General features: G+C 36.1%; 24 protein-coding genes. 8 read left to right on the top strand and 16 right to left on the bottom strand.

Features of this window, described 5'->3' with window-relative positions; genetic code table 11:
• Positions 1-65 precede the first annotated feature (65 nt).
• Both ASJ80_RS16240 and ASJ80_RS16235 read right to left on the bottom strand, forming a co-directional pair.
• Complete coding sequence (locus ASJ80_RS16240) at positions 66-800, bottom strand: peptidylprolyl isomerase (protein WP_069582495.1); 735 nt, start codon at positions 798-800, stop codon at positions 66-68.
• Positions 791-1,891 (bottom strand): nucleotidyltransferase family protein, encoded by a 1,101-nt coding sequence (locus ASJ80_RS16235; RefSeq protein WP_069582500.1) that lies wholly within the window; start codon positions 1,889-1,891, stop codon positions 791-793. The genes ASJ80_RS16240 and ASJ80_RS16235 overlap by 10 nt, the downstream gene beginning before the upstream one ends.
• Before the next feature lie 158 nt (positions 1,892-2,049).
• Here ASJ80_RS16235 and ASJ80_RS16230 point away from each other — a divergent pair, with 158 nt between their 5' ends.
• From ASJ80_RS16230 to ASJ80_RS16220, 3 genes are read left to right on the top strand one after another with little or no spacing between them, the layout of a single operon-like run.
• A complete protein-coding gene (locus ASJ80_RS16230; protein ID WP_069582504.1) occupies positions 2,050-4,287 on the top strand; it encodes a phospholipase D-like domain-containing protein in 2,238 nt (745 codons plus the stop codon).
• A gap of 57 nt (positions 4,288-4,344) precedes the next feature.
• Positions 4,345-5,625 (top strand): dihydroorotase, encoded by a 1,281-nt coding sequence (locus tag ASJ80_RS16225; RefSeq protein WP_069582506.1) that lies wholly within the window; start codon positions 4,345-4,347, stop codon positions 5,623-5,625.
• 48 nt (positions 5,626-5,673) lie between these two features.
• Entirely contained in the window at positions 5,674-5,856 is a 183-nt protein-coding gene (locus ASJ80_RS16220) for a CooT family nickel-binding protein (protein ID WP_069582508.1), read from the top strand.
• A gap of 337 nt (positions 5,857-6,193) precedes the next feature.
• On the opposite strand, the gene ASJ80_RS16215 is transcribed toward ASJ80_RS16220, so the two are convergent.
• The 4 genes from ASJ80_RS16215 to ASJ80_RS16200 are packed head-to-tail and all read right to left on the bottom strand — an operon-like array spanning position 6,194 to position 10,219.
• Positions 6,194-7,396 (bottom strand): 4Fe-4S binding protein, encoded by a 1,203-nt coding sequence (locus ASJ80_RS16215; protein ID WP_069582509.1) that lies wholly within the window; start codon positions 7,394-7,396, stop codon positions 6,194-6,196.
• A 22-nt stretch (positions 7,397-7,418) separates the two neighbouring features.
• A complete protein-coding gene (mvhA, locus tag ASJ80_RS16210) occupies positions 7,419-8,837 on the bottom strand; it encodes a F420-non-reducing hydrogenase subunit MvhA (RefSeq protein WP_069582511.1) in 1,419 nt (472 codons plus the stop codon).
• Positions 8,838-9,776 (bottom strand): NADH-quinone oxidoreductase subunit B family protein, encoded by a 939-nt coding sequence (locus ASJ80_RS16205; protein ID WP_069582514.1) that lies wholly within the window; start codon positions 9,774-9,776, stop codon positions 8,838-8,840.
• A 2-nt stretch (positions 9,777-9,778) separates the two neighbouring features.
• Positions 9,779-10,219 carry a hydrogenase iron-sulfur subunit gene (locus ASJ80_RS16200; RefSeq protein WP_069582516.1) on the bottom strand — a complete coding sequence of 147 codons (441 nt, stop codon included), beginning with the start codon at positions 10,217-10,219 and terminating at the stop codon, positions 9,779-9,781.
• A 735-nt stretch (positions 10,220-10,954) separates the two neighbouring features.
• On the opposite strand from ASJ80_RS16200, the gene sufC reads away from it, so the two are divergent.
• The 3 genes from sufC to fae all read left to right on the top strand — a co-directional run bounded on the left by sufC (position 10,955) and on the right by fae (position 13,563).
• Positions 10,955-11,707 (top strand): Fe-S cluster assembly ATPase SufC, encoded by a 753-nt coding sequence (gene sufC / locus ASJ80_RS16195; protein WP_069582546.1) that lies wholly within the window; start codon positions 10,955-10,957, stop codon positions 11,705-11,707.
• On the top strand, positions 11,689-12,921 hold the full coding sequence (locus ASJ80_RS16190) for a SufB/SufD family protein (RefSeq protein ID WP_069582519.1): 1,233 nt from the start codon (positions 11,689-11,691) through the stop codon (positions 12,919-12,921). The genes sufC and ASJ80_RS16190 overlap by 19 nt, the downstream gene beginning before the upstream one ends.
• Before the next feature lie 147 nt (positions 12,922-13,068).
• On the top strand, positions 13,069-13,563 hold the full coding sequence (gene fae / locus ASJ80_RS16185; RefSeq protein ID WP_069582521.1) for a formaldehyde-activating enzyme: 495 nt from the start codon (positions 13,069-13,071) through the stop codon (positions 13,561-13,563).
• A 37-nt stretch (positions 13,564-13,600) separates the two neighbouring features.
• Here the strand turns inward: fae and ASJ80_RS16180 are convergent, their stop codons facing one another.
• Complete coding sequence (locus ASJ80_RS16180; protein WP_069582523.1) at positions 13,601-13,798, bottom strand: DUF5320 domain-containing protein; 198 nt, start codon at positions 13,796-13,798, stop codon at positions 13,601-13,603.
• A gap of 122 nt (positions 13,799-13,920) precedes the next feature.
• Between ASJ80_RS16180 and ASJ80_RS16175 the strand changes: the two genes are divergently transcribed.
• Positions 13,921-14,313 carry a winged helix-turn-helix transcriptional regulator gene (locus ASJ80_RS16175; RefSeq protein ID WP_069582526.1) on the top strand — a complete coding sequence of 131 codons (393 nt, stop codon included), beginning with the start codon at positions 13,921-13,923 and terminating at the stop codon, positions 14,311-14,313.
• Positions 14,314-14,342: 29 nt separating this feature from the next.
• On the opposite strand, the gene ASJ80_RS16170 is transcribed toward ASJ80_RS16175, so the two are convergent.
• Entirely contained in the window at positions 14,343-14,615 is a 273-nt protein-coding gene (locus ASJ80_RS16170) for a PRC-barrel domain-containing protein (protein WP_048081859.1), read from the bottom strand.
• On the bottom strand, positions 14,608-15,201 hold the full coding sequence (locus tag ASJ80_RS16165) for an NTP transferase domain-containing protein (protein ID WP_069582528.1): 594 nt from the start codon (positions 15,199-15,201) through the stop codon (positions 14,608-14,610). Before ASJ80_RS16165 ends, ASJ80_RS16170 begins: the two co-directional genes overlap by 8 nt.
• 156 nt (positions 15,202-15,357) lie before the next feature.
• On the opposite strand from ASJ80_RS16165, the gene ASJ80_RS16160 reads away from it, so the two are divergent.
• Positions 15,358-16,218, top strand: a complete 861-nt coding sequence (locus ASJ80_RS16160) for a zinc metalloprotease HtpX (RefSeq protein ID WP_069582530.1) — start codon at positions 15,358-15,360, stop codon at positions 16,216-16,218.
• A 92-nt stretch (positions 16,219-16,310) separates the two neighbouring features.
• On the opposite strand, the gene ASJ80_RS16155 is transcribed toward ASJ80_RS16160, so the two are convergent.
• The 7 genes from ASJ80_RS16155 to mtrB all read right to left on the bottom strand — a co-directional run bounded on the left by ASJ80_RS16155 (position 16,311) and on the right by mtrB (position 21,079).
• On the bottom strand, positions 16,311-16,514 hold the full coding sequence (locus tag ASJ80_RS16155) for a DUF2795 domain-containing protein (protein WP_069582533.1): 204 nt from the start codon (positions 16,512-16,514) through the stop codon (positions 16,311-16,313).
• 419 nt (positions 16,515-16,933) lie between these two features.
• Positions 16,934-18,415 carry a methanogenesis marker 14 protein gene (locus ASJ80_RS16150; RefSeq protein ID WP_069583241.1) on the bottom strand — a complete coding sequence of 494 codons (1,482 nt, stop codon included), beginning with the start codon at positions 18,413-18,415 and terminating at the stop codon, positions 16,934-16,936.
• Between the two features lie 212 nt (positions 18,416-18,627).
• Positions 18,628-19,560: a tetrahydromethanopterin S-methyltransferase subunit H gene (gene mtrH / locus ASJ80_RS16145; RefSeq protein WP_069583240.1), complete on the bottom strand. Its 933-nt coding sequence runs from the start codon at positions 19,558-19,560 to the stop codon at positions 18,628-18,630.
• Between the two features lie 16 nt (positions 19,561-19,576).
• Complete coding sequence (gene mtrG / locus ASJ80_RS16140) at positions 19,577-19,828, bottom strand: tetrahydromethanopterin S-methyltransferase subunit MtrG (protein WP_069583239.1); 252 nt, start codon at positions 19,826-19,828, stop codon at positions 19,577-19,579.
• Between the two features lie 6 nt (positions 19,829-19,834).
• Complete coding sequence (gene mtrF, locus ASJ80_RS16135; protein WP_069583238.1) at positions 19,835-20,029, bottom strand: tetrahydromethanopterin S-methyltransferase subunit F; 195 nt, start codon at positions 20,027-20,029, stop codon at positions 19,835-19,837.
• Positions 20,030-20,041: 12 nt separating this feature from the next.
• Positions 20,042-20,761 carry a tetrahydromethanopterin S-methyltransferase subunit A gene (mtrA, locus tag ASJ80_RS16130; protein WP_069583237.1) on the bottom strand — a complete coding sequence of 240 codons (720 nt, stop codon included), beginning with the start codon at positions 20,759-20,761 and terminating at the stop codon, positions 20,042-20,044.
• Between the two features lie 12 nt (positions 20,762-20,773).
• Positions 20,774-21,079, bottom strand: coding sequence for a tetrahydromethanopterin S-methyltransferase subunit MtrB (gene mtrB, locus ASJ80_RS16125; protein ID WP_069583236.1), 306 nt, complete (start codon positions 21,077-21,079; stop codon positions 20,774-20,776).
• Positions 21,080-21,091 lie beyond the last annotated feature (12 nt).

The following is a 21,091-nucleotide window of genomic DNA, read 5'->3' as shown; positions in this document are numbered from 1 at the left end:
AAGGTTTTATAAGCCCAATATTTACTTAAAAATAAAAGAAGTTAATGAAGTTTAAAGCAGCTGAATTATTCTTCTGCTTCAGTTTCTTCTTCTTTTTCTTCTTCAGTGTTTACTTTTTTCTCGAATACATCCACAAATTCGACCCTGTCTATACCCATGTTGTCCCATATATCCCTTGCAATTCTGAATTTTGCATAGGTAATTTGGTTGTCGAATTTAGCCATTTCATTGAGGTAAATCATTACTTTTCCGTCTTCCATTTTTACTTCATGGTCTTCAGGTTTTATATTTGGGTTAGGGTACTGGAGTTCTATGATTCCGTACACTTTTTCTGTGTCGTCTTCAATTATTTTTTCAACTTCCACATCGTATACCAGTGTTTTTCCAGCAAATTCATGGTTGAAGTCTACGGTTACTCTTCCACCACTTATGCTCCTTATTTTACCATTGTGCCCTTCTAATGTGATGTTCATACCTTTTTGAGGTCTGATATTCTGTTTTTTGAATTCACTCATTGGTATAAGCTGGGTTAATTTTGGGTCTCTTACTCCAAATCCTTCTTCTGGAGGTACTTCAATTGATTTCGCTTCACCTACTTCCATGCCAACTAAACCTTTATCAAGTCCTTTTAATACATGTCCTACTCCTACAGCTATTGGGATTGGACCAAAAGTTTTATTTTCAGTGACAAGTCCTGCTTCTTCAGCTACTTCTTCACTTGTTGTATCAAATATATCACCGGTTTCCTGAACTTTTCCAGTGTATTTAAGCCTTATAAAATCTCCTTCTTTTATTGCCATATTTCTATCCTCCTTGTGGGTATATTATTTTTAAAATTTTTAAGTGTGTCCTTATCCTTAAAGTTTAACACGCGGATAACGGATGGATACTTATCAATATATGAGGATACTGTTTTTTTATCTATTCTTGCTTCCATAGATGACAAAATTCTATTTTTATAGTGCCTGCTGAAACCCCATGAAACACATTCTTCTATATCAGCCATATTTTTAAACGGCCTGTTTTTTATGAGGTTTTCTACAGTTTTATCATCTAAAAGTGCAAGCGATTTTAAATATTCTCTTGATCCTTCATTTACAAGTTCAATTATGCCTTCTTCATCTCGACAGTTATGAATGGGAGCCCTTTCACGTGCCACTTCCCTGTTTAAAACTTCAATAGTTTCAGGGGGCAGCATATCTTCAACAGAACTTAAATTTCTTTTTAAAACAGCTTCTCTAATTTTAGTGCCACTTACTCCTTCAATACGCGGTACGAAGATGAATTTATCTTTGAAATCAAAATTTATCTTTTTAAGGGACCTTGAAAGAGATACGATGACATAATTATCTTCATGAAGTTTACCCTTAATTAAAACCTCTTTTGTATCCATATCAATTATTTTGTAGGGTTTTGGAGCTACTCCTTTTCCATCCGAGATTCTATGGAGTATCTCTTGAAAACCTTGAACCGGTTTATAACCCCTAGGAATATAATCTGCATCCAATGCTTTAAAAGTCTTTGCAAGACATAACGAATATTGACCAGAGCCCATTATACCCATTGGAGGGCCTTCTATGACTATATCTGCCCCAACAGCCACCGCAGAATCCGCCCTTGCATGGCGTGACATGATGTATGGCAGCCCCCTGCCGCTTCGCTCAAATAGCCCAGGAACTACTGCAACAAAGATTCCATCTTCAACTTTTTCCTTTGCCCCCATCATGCAGTGCCTGTGACCCATATGCAGTGGAGAATATTCTGTAAAGTCTGCAATTATTTTAAATTCGTTTTCATGCTCTGCATATTCCTGATCCTTTTTACAATCCTCAAATAAGAGTTTTCGATCCCGCTCTATAAAATCTCTGACAAATTCTTGTTTTGAAGGCATGATATTACCTTTCTTTTTTTTTAGATAAATTAATTATTCCCAATGATCAATTTAATATATATAGTGATTAGAGACTTATTAACCAAAACATACGTATAACTAAAATTAAACATTGCTAAAGAATCCATAATCCGTCTAAAACAAGATAAGTGATATTTATGGAAAACACACAGGAAAATAAGATTTATGGACATCTAATTGATGAAAATAAAAAACCTTTATCTAATTTAAAAGTTAAAGCTTTCAAATATTTTTTTTTAAAAAATACGGAACTTGGATCAGCTATTTCTGATATTAACGGTGATTTTCAAATTAATTATCATGTAGAGCCCGAATTACAGGATAATATAAATATAAAACTGGACATCCTTATAGATAATCAAATTATAATGTCTAAATCAAGAGAAAATGTTGCAGATATTCTTGATTTCGAAGATTTAGAAATAAATAATGGCAATATTGGTGTTAAAGGTAGGATTATAGACGAAGAAGGAAATCCCATAGCCGGATTAGCAGTTGTAGCAGAGGATGTTGATTTTGGAAAAATAAAACTAAATGCCATACATTTAGTGGAATCTAAAGTTAAATCATTTATATCTCCAAATATGGATCTTGGTGGCTCTTTACAGTTTATAACAGACAAATATAAAGGGCTTTTCTTTTTAGAAGATGATCTTTTAGGGCACACAATTACAGATGATAATGGATATTACAGGATACTTTATCCCCAAAATAGATACAAGGAAATTGCAGATAAAGAGCCAGATATAAGAATTATTGTTAAAGATAAACTGGGAGTTTTTGAGATTTTAAGGTCCCATGTTCATGAAAATGTGAAAAGTACCATAAAATACATTGATGACATTGTAATAAATCAAAGCATGATAGAGGGATGGTTTGTTACATTAAAAAATAAATCACCATCCAGATTTACCTCCAGTAACAGCTTTGAAATTTTAATAGATAACAAAAAGACACTAGAAAAAATAGTAGATTCAATAGATAATGCAGAATCATATATTTATTTAACCCAATTTGCATTCTATCCTGATTTCATCCCCCGATTTTTTGAGGATGAAAACATATATAAAAAGGATAAACCCCTTGTCGATAAACTTTTAGATGCCGAAAGTAGAGGGGCTGAGGTTAAAATTATAATAAATGAAAATATGGTTATTCCAGATAACTATGATGAACTACATAACTATTTTAAAGACAGTAATGTGAGTGTCAGGAGATTTCCGGCAAGAGGGCCTTATGCCATGCATGCTAAAGTACTGATTGTCGATGGAAAAGAAGCATTCATCTTGGGCTCTCCTTTTAGTCAAGCTTACTGGGATACTAACCAGCATCTAGTTAATGAACCCCGCCGTGGTGAAAAAAATGAAGGCCCTGTTCATGATGTTTCAATATATTTAAGTGGTGAAGCGATAGGACATATAGAAGAATTTTTCATTGAACTTTGGAATTATCTTTCAGATCTCCATTTTAAAGGTAAAGATAAAATTTTTAAAAATGAATCTCTAAATTTAGGAAACACTTCCAAAAATAACCTAAACAATGTAGAATATCAAAATAAAATGTTTCAATATAATAATATGCCCCTCCAAATTGTGAGATCAATTACTCCAGGTACAATAAATGATAAAGGAGAAAAAGGAGTATTTGAGGCGTATAGAAGAGCCATTACTAATGCAGAAGACTTTATTTATCTTGAAAATCAATATTTTACCAATAAATATATTGTCAGCGCTTTAAAAAATGCCCTTGACCATAACCCAGAATTACAGTTAATTATGGTAATTAATGAGGTTCCTGATGTTCCAAGCTACAGGACATGGCAACATTATGGCTTTCAATTAATGGGAATGGATCTAGAAAAATCCGCATTAGATCATCCTAGAATAGGCATATACTCATTATGGTCAGGTGAATTTAAAAATGGAAAAAACAAACTGAGACATTGTTATGTACACAGCAAGGTTGCAATTGTAGATGATATATGGGCCACTATAGGCTCGTCTAATTTAGATGGTTCCTCCCTCAGTTGTGCCGAAGAATTTGGCAGCCGCGATAGTTCAACAAATTATCTCAATATGGAGGTAAATGCCCTATTTTTTGATTTTGATAAGCCAAAAAGAGACACTATAAAAAAATTCCGGCAAGAACTATGGAACGAACATTTAGGGATAGATATTAGCAAATATTCAAGACCCGATAATGGATGGCTTGATCTATGGAAAAAAACAGTTTATGAAAATATCGAAAAATTGGAAAGTGAAGAAATTAATTTTTACGGTGATGCTTTACCTTACAGTCCTAAAAGAAATGCTGAAGAACAGATCAAAGATTTAATAGAAAAATATAGAAGGATAAAAGGAAGATTCAACTTATAATCATTAAAGAAGAATTAACTTAATTAAATATTATCATTCATATTTATGAGGTGCAGAATGATTGATTTATGTCTTAAAAACTGTAAACTTGTCCCCGAGAACAAAGAATGTATTATAGGAATTGAAGAGGGTAAAATTGTATCTATTACAAAGATAGCTCCAAAAAGCGAGGAAACAATAGATATCAAAGGAAATATAGTTTTACCCGGACTTATTGACTCACATGTACATTTTAGAGACCCTGGATTTCCAGAGAAAGAAACTTTTAAAACCGGATCGGTCGCAGCAGCCTGCGGTGGATTTACCACAGTAATGGATATGCCAAATACTAATCCCCCAACCAACACTGAAAAAGCATTTATTGAGAAATTAAACATCGCGAGAAAGAAGAGTGTGGTTGATTTTGGACTGCATGCAGGCGTAGGTAATATTCGTGAGATTAAAAAAATAGCAGAGCTTAAACCTGCATCCTTTAAAATATACATGGACCTTATTGATGATGAGCATCTGTTAGAAATTTTTAAGGAAATTAAGAGGTTACCTGAAGATCAGCTAATATCAGTGCACGCTGAAGATATGGATACAGTTAAAGAATGCACTGATAAAATGAAATCAAGCGGCAGTATAGATCCTGAAATTTATACAGATGCCCGTCCGCCGCTTGCAGAAGATATTGCAGTTTTAAAAGCCACTTCCCTGGCAAAACAGTTGAATTCGAGAATCCATATCTGCCATGTAAGCACTAAAAAGTCTCTTGACATAATTCAAGAAGCAAAAAGTGAAAATTGCATGGTTACATCAGAGATAACTCCCCACCACCTATTTTTAGATGCATCTTATTTTAAAAAATGTGGAAACCTTGCAAAGACCAACCCTCCACTTCGAGATAAAAAATATGCCTTAGGGATTAATGAACTGGAAAAAATAGACGTAATCGGAACCGATCATGCCCCCCATACAATCCTTGAAAAAGAAAAAATAGTATGGGAAGCCCCATCTGGAATTCCCAACCTTGAAACAGCTTTACCTCTACTTTTAACTAAAGTAAATAAAAACAAGATGGCTTTTGGAGATATCAAACGGCTTTTATGCGAGAATCCCGCTGAAATATTTAACCTTAAAAATAAAGGAAAAATTGCAGAGGGAATGGATGCAGACTTTGTAGTGGTTGATATGAAAAAAGAAGGGATAATAAACCCTGGTGAATTCAAGACAAAAGCTAAATATTCTCCATTTAATGGATTTAAAGTTAAGGGCATGCCTGTTATGACAGTAGTCCGTGGGAATGTTGTTATGGCAGATGGAGAAGTTTTTGAAAATAGTGGAAAAATTGTATAATAGCAAATAAAAAATTACATTAAAAACATAACTACGAGTGGTGATAAAATGTGCGAATCAACAGTTTACTCAACCGACGGCGATAAAATAATGGAAGATGCGTTGTTTATAAAAATTGATGGTGAAAATATAGGGCTTACAGACATATTAGGTACTAGAAAAGACATTACTGGGGCAATAGTTGAAATTGACCTTGACAAACATGCCATTTATGTTAAATTAAGTGAATAATCCTTTAATTATAATCTAACTATTCTTTTTTGATAAACCTTTTTAATTTTTGTTAATTAAGAATCTTTCTGTACATTAGTGTAAGTTAAAGATAAAAAGAATTATTATCCGGCTTATTTTTCAAGTGTATTCCTTAATTACAGTACAATACAAAAAGAGAGTATTTACTGACATTTTATTATATTAAATTTCTAGAAAAGTAAATATTTTGATTAAATAGTGATAATTAAACAGGAAAATTAACCTTAATTAATTTGAGTCATAAAAATAGTTTCAATAAATTTTTAAGCAAAAATAAAATTATGGGGGTGGAAAAATCCACCTTTAAAAAACATTCTTATTTTATAGATAATGCTGTGTTTGGACAGTGTTCAACACATTTTTCGCAGAGTACACAGTACCCTTTGACTGGCATTTTCTTGTCGCCTGTGAGTTCCAGCATGTTGTATGGGCATACTTCGACACATTCGCCACATTCATCACAAATTGATGGGCTGAATTCGATTCTATCCCTTTTAACAATTTCGCCGTTAACTTCTTTGTCGATCTGTGTTACTCTAAGAGCTCCAGTAGGACATGTTGATGCACATGCTCCACATCTTGTACACATTGCATAAGATTCGCCTGGTTCTACTCTTATAGCTCCAGTAGGACATACAGGGGCACAACTGCCGTCCAGTATACAGAGTTCTTCGTTTCTAACGAGTCCTTCTTCGGATGCTGGTTTTGCAGGTCCAAGTTCGACTTCGAGATTAATTGCTTCAACTGGGCACATTTTTGCACAGAGTCCACATGCTGCACAGATTTCAGGAAGTTCCACTGAAAGGTCTGCTGCCTTGGCTTCTATAAAGTCACCAGGACATGCTTCGACACATACATTACATCCGATACATGCATCTTTGTTGAGATCGAATGCTACTATATCTTTAGTCCTTTTGACTGGTTCTTTACCTGAAATGTAAACTGCATTCCATGGGCATGTTTGAGAACATACTCCACATTTTATACATGCATCTTCATCAATGTTGATTACTTCCCCAGTTTCAGAAAGGGTAATAGCGTCTACAGGACATTCTTCTACACACATTCCACAGCCAACACAGCCTGAAATGTATATAGGTCCTGTGATGTCTTTTTCAATTACTTTAGGTTCTTTGACTCCTTCTATACCAATGACTTCTACTGGACAAACATCCACACATTTCTGGCACATTACACAGAATCCGTGTAAAGGCATTGTTGTCTGGACTTTTCCTTCATCCATTTTCAGTACATTTGGAGGGCAGACATCTACGCAATCACCACACTGGTTACATGCTGAAGGACTAAACACTATGCGAGTCTGAGTTTTGCCAGTGTCCCCAATTGGCATTTCTTCCGCTTTGAGGGCACCTGTTGAACAGGCTGCTACACATTTTGGTTCGCCAGAACAGAGATCACAGAAAATAACATCTTCAGGTGTTACTGAGATTGCTTCTGTTGGACATACACCTTGACAAGCTCCGCACTTGATACATCCTTCTTTGTTTACTACTATCATTTTTTTTCACCCTTAAATGGTTTTAAAGTTTGTTTATTAAGTGTCCTTCACTGTCGTATACTTCAAGGGTTGAAAGTTTCATTTGACTGTCGATTTCGTGGGTTGCACAGGATAGACATGGGTCGTATGCTCTTATTACCATCTCCATTAGGTTGAAAATACTGTCATCTACTTCTACACCAGGTTTAATGTAGTCTTTAGCAACTTTCTGAATACCCATTTCCATGGATGGGTTGTTCTGGATAGTTGCAACTACAATGTTTGCTTTAGTGACAAGTCCATTTTCATCTGCAGCATAGTGGTGAGTTAAAGTTCCCCTTGGTGCTTCAACAATTCCTACACCTTCACCAGCTGTTTTCTCAAGAGAGTCCTGCCATTTCTGACCGGATAAGTCCTGGTCTAAAGTATCAGCAGCGAGTTCAGCACATGCGAGTAACTCTATGAGTCTTGCCCAGTGGAATAAAAGTGGTTCCTGAGCGTAGCCGAATGTTTTTCTGAATTCGTTGAGGTAATCTTGAGCTTTAGGTGCAACATCAGGCATTTTGTCTACAACGTTTAACCTTGAGAGAGGTGCAACTCTGTAGATACCTTCTGGGTAACCTAAATCTTTAAGATATGGGAATTTCAGGTAGGAGTATGGTTTTGTTTTTTCTGCGATGTAGTCCAGGTAATTTTCAGGAGCAAATTCTGCGTAAGGGTTACCTTCTGCGTCTTTAACTCTTACATCACCGTGGTAAACATCCCATACACCATCGTTTACAAGACCTGTGTGGTAAGTTTTAACGTAACCAAGTTCTTTAACAAGGTCTAAGTTTTCTTCAAAGATTGGAATTGCAGTCTGGATTGTAGCATCTGCTAATTCTACATTTCTTTGAGCTTTTGCCAGTAAGTCTTTTTGAGTTTCATCATCAAGTTCTGTGGAAATTCCACCAGGTAAGTTTGATGTTGGGTGAATTGGCCTTCCACCAGTAGCTTTTACTATTGAAAGAGCGTTTTTCCTGAGTTCTATAGCCTGTAAAGCTAATTCAGGTGCGTCTTTAATGATCTGGAAAACGTTTCTTGTTTTCCTGTCTTTTCCTGCTATAAAGTCAGGAGCTGCGAGGAAGTAGAAGTGAAGTGCGTGGGAGTGCATGTATGAACCCCAGTTCATGAGTTCCCTCATTTTGTATGCTGCTGGGAGAACATCATCCTGAGTGAAACCAAAGATACCGTCGACAGCTTTAGCAGCTGCAAGGTGGTGCTGTACATCACATATACCACAGATCCTTGGTACTATCCTTGGTACTTCTTCAATTTGTCTTCCTTGTAAGAATTTTTCAAATCCACGGAATTCCATAACGTGGAGTTTGGTATCTTGAACGTTTCCTGCATCGTCGAGTTGTACGGTAATTTTAGCGTGACCTTCAATTCTTGTTACAGGTTCAAGTGTTAATTTAACCATCTATTTACCCTCCTGTTTCCTCATTCTCATAGGTACTAATGAAGCTGGAAGTGTGAATGTGTAGAAAGTTCCAACTACATCGTCAAGCTGATCTGCAACTGTTTCTGGATCGATAGTTTTATCAGATTCAACACCGAAGTCAGACCCAATCGCACTGATCATTTTTGCACCCTGGTCAACTACATTTCCAGTTGGTCCGTAGCAACCTCTACAAGGTACAGCTATACTTGGGCATTCTGCTCCACAGAGTGAAACTGTTGCAGGTCCCATACAGACGAGTCCTTGAGTTACTAAACATACTTCTTCTTCAGGTTTTCCAAGTTCGAACTGCCTTTTAATTTCTTCCATTGCCAGCCCTTCAGGCGGTTTTTCTCTTGGACAAACTTCACAGAGGTTTGTTGTTGGTAATTCCAGTGGTTCTCCTTTAAGTAAAGACATTACTGCTTGTGCAACAATGTCAGACCTTGGTGGACATCCTGGTAAGTTTAAATCGACATCTATAACATCACTAAGAGGCCTCATTCTGCTTTCAAATGGAGGTACTTCTTCAGATGGTAAAATACCTTCAGGGTTTATATTACTTGGGCAGTTAATGTAAGCCTCAGTTAAAAGTTCTTCGTTAGTACTTAAGTTTCCAAGTCCCTGAATACCACCATATACTGCACATGTACCGTATGCTATAACAAAATCAGCTTTTTCCCTTACTTTTAGAGCCATTTCGTGGTTTTCTTCGTTACGGATTCCTCCTTCAACGAGAGCAACGTTTACTTCTGGAATTTCATCATATTTTACATCCATTAAAACAGGGCTGTGTTCAAAGTCAGCGAGTTCCATAACGTCTATAAGTGCTTCGTTTATATCTGCAAGCGCTAAGTGACAGCCGGAACATCCTGAGAGCCATGTTGTTAATATTTTGACTTTTTGACTTTCTTCTGCCATGATTATGCCTCCGCTTCTTCAACTTCTGCTAATTGTGCTTTAAGCGGTGATGGTCCGAGATTCTTGACACGAGCTACCATCATTTTAACTGTTTCTGCGAATTTTTCTCCTTCTGATGCGGAGATCCAGTCGTGGTATACTCTTTCTTTTCCAATTCCTAGATCATCTACTAATTTGTAAATTAATCTCATTCTTCTATCTAATTTGTAGTTTCCTGCGTCATAGTGGCAGTCACCGTGGTGACATCCTGCAATTATAACACCATCTGCACCTTCTCTGAATGCTTTAAGAACAAATTGTGGTTCTATACGTCCTGAACACATCACTCTAATTACACGTATGTTCGGAGGATATTGCATCCTTGCGGTACCTGCTGTGTCTGCTCCACCGTAGGAACACCAGTTACAACAAAACATAACGATTTTTATATCATCCTCAGCCATAGAGTTTCCTCCTTGCGTTTCTCAATGTACTAATTAGTGTACTATTACTGTACGTTATATGGATATAAAGACACTAATTATAAAGGTTACTTCTAAGACAATTTCGAAAAGTTTATATATAATGACATGAACCTTCGTTTTCTAAAAAAGGCCAGTATGGACTTAAATTTATTATATTATCTATAATAATGCCCCTTAATTTTATATAACATGATATTTCATCTTTATTTTTCAAAAAAACTAAAATTTATTAAGCTGGCCTTCTACTGTAGAAAATTATTTGTATGTACTTTATTACTTTTGCAACTACATACACATAATATTAGAATTTTTTACATACCGTTCATCAAATTCAACTTTATAATAATATCAAGAGACGACCTTATCATATCAAGTTTTTATGCAATAATATTAACAATAGTTAATTTATATATAACATCAGATATATCCAAAATGAGTTACAAAAAGATTAATTTAATTAAAAAATAGAATTCCTCAAACACAAGTGTTTGAGACCCTTGAAAATTCCCTCAAAAAATCTGTTAAAATCTCTAAAAATTCTTTGAATTTTAGAAAATATGAAGCATTCGAAAATTTTCAATTTTGACAACATTTTTCTATACGTAAAAAATCATAGATTTTTTAAGGTTTTGAGAGTTTTACAGGCAGCAAAATTCTGCAAATTTTGCATGCTTTGAATTTTCGAGTGTAATACTAAAAACGGTGGTGGTAAAACTGCTACTTGAAATAACTGATCTAGCTGTTGAAGTAAATGGAAAAGAAATACTAAGCGATATCGATCTTTATATTAAAGAAGGAGAAACCCATGTGCTCTTAGGACCAAATGGGTCTGGTAAAAGTACGTTGTTTATGAGCTTACTTGGATTTCCTAAGTATGACATAACACGAGGAGAAATTATCTTTAAAGGAGAAGATATAACCAATTTAACCACTACAGAACGTGTAAGAAAAGGTATAGGTGTAAGTTTTCAAAATCCACCCGCCATAAGAGGAGTTAAACTTAACGATCTCCTTAAAATTGAACACGGGGAAAGTGGTGAAGAATTAAGTCCTGAAATGAAGGATCTTGCCACCAAACTTAAACTTGACCAGAGATTCTTAGAAAGAGATGTTAATTTAGGATTTTCAGGAGGAGAAGTAAAACGGTCCGAAATCTTGCAGCTCCTTGCTCAACAACCAGATTTTATCATGTTTGATGAACCTGACTCTGGTGTGGACATTGAAAATGTAGAGCTTCTTGCTGAAGAAATAAATACTCTCTTAGATAAAGACAAAAAGCCAGGTATGAGGCAAAAATCAGGGCTTTTGATAACTCATTTAGGTTATATTCTCAATTTTGTAAGTGCTGATACTGCCCACGTACTTATGGATGGTAAAATAGCCTGTTCAGGGAATCCCACTGAAGTTTTAGAAGACATTAGAAAAGAAGGATTTAAAGGATGTGTTGAATGTTGCAAACTCCACTAGAACGTGCCCAAAAAGCCCATGAAAAGAAAGCTCTTTATGGAGAAGACATAGATCTTGAAAAATTTATAAAAGAAGAAGCAGGGGAACATGAACGCGTAGAAAGAGCTGTTGAAATTCCTAAAAAGGTTCAGGATACATTGCTGAAGGTAGGGGTAGACACCACTGAAAAAGAACGTTCAGGTACATTTATACAGATGGACCAGAGTGGAGTCTATAACGCATCTCCTTCTGAAAGTGTTGAAATAATGGGAATGAATGTAGCGCTGGATAAATATGGATGGCTTAAAGATTACATGTGGAAAGCTGTAGCTCCTGATGCAGATAAATATACTGCACAAACCGCAATAAGAGAATCAGAAGAAGGGAGCAGTGGTTATTTCATAAGATCTTTACCAGGTTCTAAAGAAGTATTCCCGTTACAGGCATGTATGTTCATCGGTGATGAAAAGGTAATGCAGACGGCCCACAACATAATCATTGCAGAAGAAAATTCTGAACTGCATATTATAACTGGCTGTGCCACTGGAGAAGACGTAAGCTCTGCACTTCACGTAGGAGTTTCAGAATTTTACCTTAAACCCGGATCTAAAATTACGTTTACAATGGTACACAACTGGGCAGAACAGGTAGATGTACGCCCAAGAACAGGAATCATGTGTGGAGACGATTCAACTTATATAAGCAATTATATCCTTACAAGCCCCGTTAGAAGTATTCAGTCTTATCCAACAGCTTACTGCAGCGGTAAAAATTCTAAAGTTTTATTCCAGTCAATTCTAGGAGGCCAGAAGGACTCTATATTAGATATGGGATCACGTGTTTATCTAGAAGGGGAAGGAGCAAGCACAGAAATGATTTCAAGGGCAGTTTCCAAGGATAACTCTCAAGTTTATGCCAGAGGACATCTAGCAGGTAGAATGCATGATACCAAAGGACACTTAGAATGTCATGGTCTTGTCCTATCTGATGATTCTATGATATATGCAGTTCCAGAACTGGAAGGTAGTGCCAGAGACTTAGAACTATCTCACGAAGCAGCAGTAGGTAAAATAGCGGAAGAAGAAGTGTTATACCTAATGTCCAGAGGACTTACAGAAGAAGAAGCTGCTTCTATGATTGTAAGAGGGTTCTTAAGCATGGACATTACAGGACTGCCTCAAGAACTTGCAGATGAAACCAAAAGAATGCTCGATATGAGTTTACAGGGCATGTAACTTTTTATTTTTAAACTACTTCTTTTAATCTTCTTTCTTTTTTAATTTAATTAACAGAATCAGAACTGATTTTAGAGTTTATTAAGAAAATAATCTTAAAAAATATTAAATTCCATTAAATACATAAAATAAATGAGAGGTAGTACCATGTATTTAATTGGAGAAGCACGGTTTGGAGAAAAAGTAGAAGTTGCACATATAGATCTCTTAATAGGTGATAAAGAAGGCCCCGTTGGGCAAGCATTTGCGGGTGCTCTTGCAAATCAAATGGACAAGCATACTCCTCTTTTTGCCATTATAGCCCCTAATCTTACAACAAAACCAGTGACACTGATATCACCTAAAGTTTCACTTAGAAGAAAGGGTGATGTTTTAAGGATATTCGGACCTGCACAAAAAGGTGTGGCAATGGCTGTTGCAGAATGTGTGGAAGAAGAAATCATTCCTGAAGATACAGTGGAAGATATTTGCATAGTCTGCAGTGTCTTTATACATCCTGGTGCTGAAGACAATGATAAAATATACAGGAATAATTATGAAGCTGCAAAATTAGCCATAAGAAGAGCATTTACCAAGGAGCCTTCAATTGATGAAATTTTAAGCGAAAGAAACTCTGTTGTTCATCCTCTTTATAAAGGATAAATCTTACATATAATCTAAAAATAAATAGGAGATAAATTTAAGCTTTAAGCTCCTCAATTTTTTGTTTTACGCCTTTAATCTCCTTTTCTAATTCTTCTATGTATTTTTCCAGCATTTCAGCTTTTTCTTCCCTAGTTAAGAAATGTCTATGCATTCCCCCAGAGTGACATCCCCTATGATGCATGCCCCTACCTTTTTTATCTTTATCGTGTCCACAACACCTATCTTCACACATATTAAATCATCTCCTGGTATACATTTAATAGTAAGTATGTGTCTAATATCTAGTATACAAAAGAAAGTATTTAAAATAAAAAGTTTATATTAATAAACAAAGTATACAGAAGGGTACCTGGTATGTGCAAGGAAAGTAATTGTGAAAAAGAGGCTTTTTGCCTTTGTCCCATTCGAGGCATAGTGGATGTGGTAAGTAAAAAATGGGTGATGTGCGTGCTGACATCACTTAGAGAGGATCCACTACGATACAATCAGATTAAAAAAAATATAGGGGAAATATCTCCAAAAACTCTTTCAAATACATTAAAAACATTGGAACATGAAGGATTAATAGAAAGAAATGTTTACGGCGAAACACCTCCCAGGGTGGAATATTCTCTCACAGAATCAGGAAAAGAATTACAAATAGCATTGATACCTCTAGTTGAATGGGTTAGACGCAGGGAAAATCATGATGAACCACATACAGGCCACAAATCCCATAAAAAAAATCAAATTAAAAACAGCACATAATCTTAAAAAAAATTATAAATTAAAAAAATTTAGGCTTCTGAAATAATTATAAACTCGCCCACTTTTTCAACTTTTCCAAATGGAACTAAAAGGTGATCTCCTTTTTTCTTTGCACCTTTAACGTTTATGTTTCGGCCTTTTTCAACTTTTATGACGACATCAGTTATTTTTCCGGTCTTACCGTTTATTATAAGCTCGTCCAGTTCACCCAATATACGTGCATTATTGGTTGCAACCTGATATCCTTTAATTTCGCTCCAGATCTTTTCTTCTCCCTTAATAAGTTTCCTCTCTTCATTCATCCTGATCACCCAATAGATTCTTAAGAAGTTTTATGTCTTCATATGTATTAATGTTTAAGGCTAGTTCTATCCTTTCTATAATTAAAACTTTCTCATCTTGTGCCTTATTAATACTTCTTAATACATTTAATCCAGATGGTATTAAATTCTCAAATCTCATGGTGGGTTTGATACCATATTCCTCAAATACATGAATGGGAACTAAAACACTCATAGCTGGCTTATCAGATTTTTCATATTCCTCAAGAACATGGCTAATTATATCACTATTTACAAGGGGCAGGTCTGCAGTAATAGTGAGTAAAATATCATCTAACTCAAAGTTTGAAATAATAAACCCAAGATCCTGCACATAGCCGTCTCCAGGAGTTTCAATTGTATCCATACCCTGTTCCTTTAAAAAAGATTCAGTTCTGGGAGTGTTTTTACTTGTCGCAACTAATATATTGCTGATTTTATCTGTATTTTTAAGTGCATCAACTACATACTGAACCAATGGCTTTCCATTTACCTCAACAAGTGGTTTTTCCACATCAAGTTTCATCCTTGTTCCTTTTCCCCCAGCCATTATTAAAGCAGTTACCATCTGAAAACACCGAAAATTTAATTATTTATAATTTAGATTTAGTCACACAAAGTTTATATACCTAAACTTACATTTTATAGTATTGTGATCTTTTAGTAACCTGAATAAATAAAAAGATTGAAAAAAGATCAACGTTTAAAAACTGGTGATAATCAAATGTTTGAAAACATTAAAACATTACTCTTATTAGGTGCATTAACCGGCTTATTAATAGGCATAGGTTATTTCATAGGATCATTATTTGGAGTAGGACTTTTTGGAGCGTCAGCTTTCTTCTTACTTGCAATGATCATGAACTTCAGTTCATATTTCTTTTCAGATAAAATTGTGCTTAAGATGTACGGTGCAAGGGAAGTATCAGAACATGAAGCTCCAGAACTCCATTCAATTGTATCAGAACTTGCGCAGAACGCAGGAATTCCAAAACCAAAAGTTGCAATAGTTGAAAGTGCGACTCCGAACGCTTTTGCTACTGGCAGAAGCCCTAAAAAAGCAGTTGTAGCCGTAACTACAGGCATACTGAATTTGCTAAGTAGAGACGAACTTGAAGGAGTTATAGCTCACGAACTTGGACACGTTAAAAACAGGGACATATTGATAAGTGCAGTAGCTGCCACAGTGGGAGGAGCTATAGTCCTGATTGCAAATTATGCAGGAATGTTTGCATTTCTTGGTGGTGGAGAAGATGGAGAAGATTTATTAGGATTAATTGCAATGTCCATACTTGCTCCAGTAGCTGCCACAATTGTTCAACTTGCAGTAAGCAGAACTAGAGAATACAAAGCTGATGAAAGCGGTGCAAAGATATCTGGAAAACCATGGGCACTTGCAGATGCACTTAGAAAACTTCAAATGGGAACCAGTTCAAGACCAATGAGGGACGCAAATCCAGCTACAGCCCATATATTCATAGTAAATCCGTTTGGAGGAAAAACAAAAACTTTAATGAATTTATTTTCAACTCACCCTCCAATAAATGAGAGAATAAAAAGGTTAGAAGAAGTAAAAGCCTTTTGAAAAAATTTCTAATTTTTTCAAGGCCCCGAACATAAAATGTTCGAGGGCATTCTAACTTTACCTATTTTATTTTGAAACTGGTTAAAATTAATTCAACGTCTCCGTGATTTGTCCTCAAAAAGGGAAGCAATATCCGCGGTTGTTCTAAATTTTTCCATTGGAAGATTTTCTATTTTATGGATAACATCATCAGAAGCGTTATTCTTCTTAGCTTGTTCAACCATTTCTTTTTTAGTTGCTGGATAAGATACTCCTTTTAAAGAAGTTATTACATCTTCTGAAGTCACTTCACGCATAATATCATCTCCTCTTAATTTTAAGGTAAATTAGACAAATCTGTAAAATAAAACAACATAATTTAATTACGCTCATGTCGGGATTGTTATTACTATAAGTTATGTAGATCATTGATTAAATAAATGGGAATTTTTTTTTAAATGACTTCAATTAAGCAATATGATAATTTAACATGAGGTATAAACTGTGCACAGGATCATGGACATGAGCGTTTAATTAAATGCATTACAGTATTGGATTTAATTTTTGAAATTTCTAGCTAAAAAATATTACTATAATTTTATAAAAAATTATTAAATTTGGAGAGATCAAAATAAATGATGTAAAAATAGTGATCGCTGTGCAGTTATAAATATTGAAGAATACTTCGTGTAAATAAAAAGAAAATCAAAAAAGATAATAAAAAGAATGGTTTTAATTAATCTATCATACCCTTCTGTTTCTGCAGTTTTCTTCGCTGACCCAGTATACATGCACCGCCCTGTTTTCCGCCGATAGGAATATGTGGTGTTCCCATGGAATTCATGCACCTTGCCATTACAGCAGCACCCATTGCAAGTGCGTCAGATACAAAAATAGTGCCGTTGAATTTATCTTTAGAATAATCAAGGACAAATTCAGGTTTTCTTCCAGTTATTCCTGCTCGGCCTGTTACCCCAAGCATGGAACCGGGTTCAACAACTCCTTCTTCAAAAGCTTCATCAGCTAATCTTTTTACAATATTTGCACTTACATAGTCAAGTGTTGCAAAAAGTGTGTGTATTCCACTATCAGAGTAAATCTCATGACCCATATCAGTTAATTTAGGGATTTTATCCCCATTTTTACCTACATCACACCCTATAAGGGTTGTTCCCGCATCATACGCTGCCTTTGGATCCACAGGCACGGTTCCAAATCTATCCCTGTTTTCCGGAACTTTTCTTATATCTATATGATCATGTACACGTGCTGCATACTCTTCAGCTGCTTTCCAGTCAGCTTTTTTTAATATGTCTCTAGAATAAAGATCTAAAGCTGCTCCACCCCTTTTATCTACCTTTTCAGTTCCACGTATTATTGCATCAGATACTGCCCCTGCAAGCCCACAAAAATTTCCGATCGTGCGTGCATAAGGTTCCTGCCCATTTGTTATCCTTCCTGCAAGAGTTGTTCCAAAATCCATTGAAACACATGGGTTACGGAAATCAATATTAGTCCATTTAGCACCAACTTTAATACCTGCAGTAACGAGTTCCCCTTCCATTTCATTTGCAACAACAGCCTTTCCAGTAGGTGGAAGCACACTTACAACAGCACCGTCAAACATAACCTTTTCAATCAATGTGTAATCCCTTAACCTTTCAGGGAAGCTTTCCTTAGTCATTGCAGGTGCCATCTTACTTGGAGGGATTCCTGCATCAAGACATCCATCTGCAAGGGCAATTATAAGATCTCCAACTTCTTTAGGAGAAGCAAATCCGGCAGTAACTCCTGTTGAACGCACAACAAAATCCAGATCTTTATCTATGTTAATTTTAGAACGTTTTATTGACTCAAGAATAGTGTCTCTTACCATTTCAGAAACTGACTCTTTTGTAAGTTCTACTTCCCATACAGTTTCACCAAAGACATTTTCCCCAGGCTTTGGCGGCCGTATATCCCTGGTCATTTTAACTGTCTTGTCAAGAAGATAAGTTCTACTTGTTTCAAGATTTGTAGCTGTAAGGATACATTTTGTGGTTGTGTTTCCGAGTTCTACAGAAGCAACAATATAATAAGTCTCAGGCTTGGTTGAAAGCCCTGCACCTGCTCTTTTTTTGGTAAATGCTGTTGCCTTCACATCTTCAATTGACACATACCTGCTTTTTGCTATAACTGGTTTTGGACCTCTGCTGAATATTTTCCCCAATAATGACAATGAAATACCCCCTAAAATTAAAACTGTAAATAGATTTAATGGAAAATAATATAAATCTTGTGAAATTTTTCTTTAAATTTGAAAAATAATTTATTTTTAAATAATGTAAAAATACGTATTTTTAGAAAATCAACGAAATTAACTTTAAAATAAGAAAAACCTTAAAAAATAGAGAAAGAGAGCGATTTGAACCGCCTCTTAATTTTTAGAACTTATAACAGTTTGAACATTGGGTGTCCTTCGACTGCTTCAGTTCCTATGTCTTTAGCTGCTTCTGCTATGAATATATCAGCCATAGCACATGCAGGGAACGCCATTCTAGCGTTTTCAATAGGACCGAATAATACGAAGTCACCACCGGCCATTTGCTGGACGATGTTAGAACCTACGTCACAAACAGGCCATGCTTCTTTGTGTTCTTTTTTGTATCCTCTTAACCAGTCCCATGCTGATGGAACGTTGTGAATACCACTACCTACAGGGTATCCCCATTTACTTTTAACAGCAAATGAAGTTCTGCATGCAGGACCTGCACCTTGACCTAAAGGAGTAATAGCTACGTCCATGAATGGTTTATCGATTCCACATTCTTCAGCTGTTTCTAATAATCCTTTGTCTAGTGCTGATCCACCGTTTTCCCAGATGTTGATTTTACCTTCAACACCAGCTTCCATTGGGTTGAAACCGAGAACGATGGATGATGTGATGTCTGTTTCTTTAAGTGCTTCTACTTCAAATGCTTCTGTAGCCATGTTCAGTGAGTTGTATATAGCCCTGTCAGCTAATCCTGCTTCTTGAGCGTATTTTGCACCTGCAGCTCTAGCTTCACCTGAAGTTGAGTCTATCATGAATGGTTTGTCACAAATGTCACCTACAAATTCCAGGTATTTGACTATTGCTTCTGGTGTTGCACCAAAAGTCTGTACAATACATGGGTTTCCAGTAACATCAGACATTTCTTCCATAGTTTTTATACGTTCTTCAGCTGCGTCTTTATCAAAGACACCTGCTTTTTCATCGCTTATAATCTTGTGTCCACCATAAAATATGGTACCTGCCAAAACAGTCGGATATTCACCAGGCTGGCCTCCAACTTTAACTCCGGCAACATCTATTACAATTTGTTCTTTATCAAATCTAAACATATGTAAACCTCCTAATTTACACGCCTAAAGATTGTAGTATTGCGCCTATTGCTACTACTTTGAATGTTATAAACAGGATTATGAGTCCTATTATTATTCCGTATAGGATACCGATATCCCTACCAATTTGTTGACCCATTCTCTGAGAGATTTCACCCCATGTGAATTCTACTTTTTCTTCCATGTCGTCTAATCTCTCATTAGCCTTATTGAAATCATCGGATGGGACAATAACTGTTGGTATATTATCTTCTGCCATATTTATCATGCCCCTCTATCTTATTACCCATAAAATTGGGAGTCCTACTAAGAGTATTGCCAGTATAAAACCCATAACCATACCCTGTATTCTGGTGGCCATAAGTCCGGCAAATAACCTCTGATCTCTACCGATTAATCCTGCTCGGTATTTTACATCTTCTGCTACTTTTCTTATGCCTCTAACATTAGGTTTATTTGATATTAACATCTAAAACCCCCATTATTTCAAGAGTAGTATGGTTCCAATGACCAGTGTAAAGGCTAAACCAAGCATGATTCCCTGAACTTTTCCAGAGTACATACCTGCAAACATTCTCTGTAATCCGCCCACGCTTTTAACCTGGGTTTGAATGTTACGCATTCTAGCTTCGATTAACGCTGTTTCAGGAGCTACAGGCCTTATTTCTTCGCCTTCTTCTTCTTCTGCGCCACCTTCTTCCACTTTAATGACCATTGCTTCTTCTTCGAATGCACCTGGGTCTTTTTCAATACACTCTTTAACTTTAGCTTGAATTTGTCCAGCATCTTCGATATCAATCATGCTTATGATTTCCATTTGTTGCTGGAACCTTTCTATACCTTCATCTGGAATGTTTTCGATGAATGGTATAGCACCGGTTGCACCGGCAATTTTTCTTTTTTCATCTACACCGTTAGCGTGTAGTGCTTCTATACTTTGACCTGTAATGTGCCCTTGCACTTCAGATCCACATAATATAAGGAATCTTATGTTAGGGTTCGATATCAGGTTTGCAACCATCTTTTCGACTCCTAGGTTCTCGGTTTTACATGGTCCTGCAAGAGCAGTTCCAGCCGCTGCAACTACGTCTTCATTGTGTGATCCGAGTGTTGTTGCTGCTACAGGGCTTTCAGGGTCACCGACTATGTAATCCCCGTTAACCACAGGCCATCCTTCTGCGGGTGATTTCTTATCAGCCAACTAAAACACCTCCTAAATTCCAAATAGAGCGACAAGCAGTATTAGCCCTATTATAAATCCGTAGACCACGTTGGTTAGTTTACCTGCACTCAGATAAGCTCCTTCCCTTCCAGGATATGATCCTGGGGAAACAGTTGTTGGATCTAGGGATGTATATAAATCTTCTACTGCAATTTCTAACTCATCTAATTGTTCGTTTACTGTGTCTAAGGAAACTATTACTGCACCGCCCACTGCGGCCCCTAATTTACCTGTAGAAGGGTCAAGGGTCAGGTTCATTTCAGGAACAACTTTTACTAAAGGTAAAATTTCTGCCATCTTTATTCCTCC

The sequence above is a fragment of the Methanobacterium bryantii genome (genome assembly GCF_002287175.1).
Taxonomy (GTDB): Archaea; Methanobacteriota; Methanobacteria; order Methanobacteriales; family Methanobacteriaceae; genus Methanobacterium_D; species Methanobacterium_D bryantii.
The sequence above is the reverse complement of the archived record's forward strand: the minus strand, read 5'-3'. Positions and strand labels throughout refer to the sequence as shown.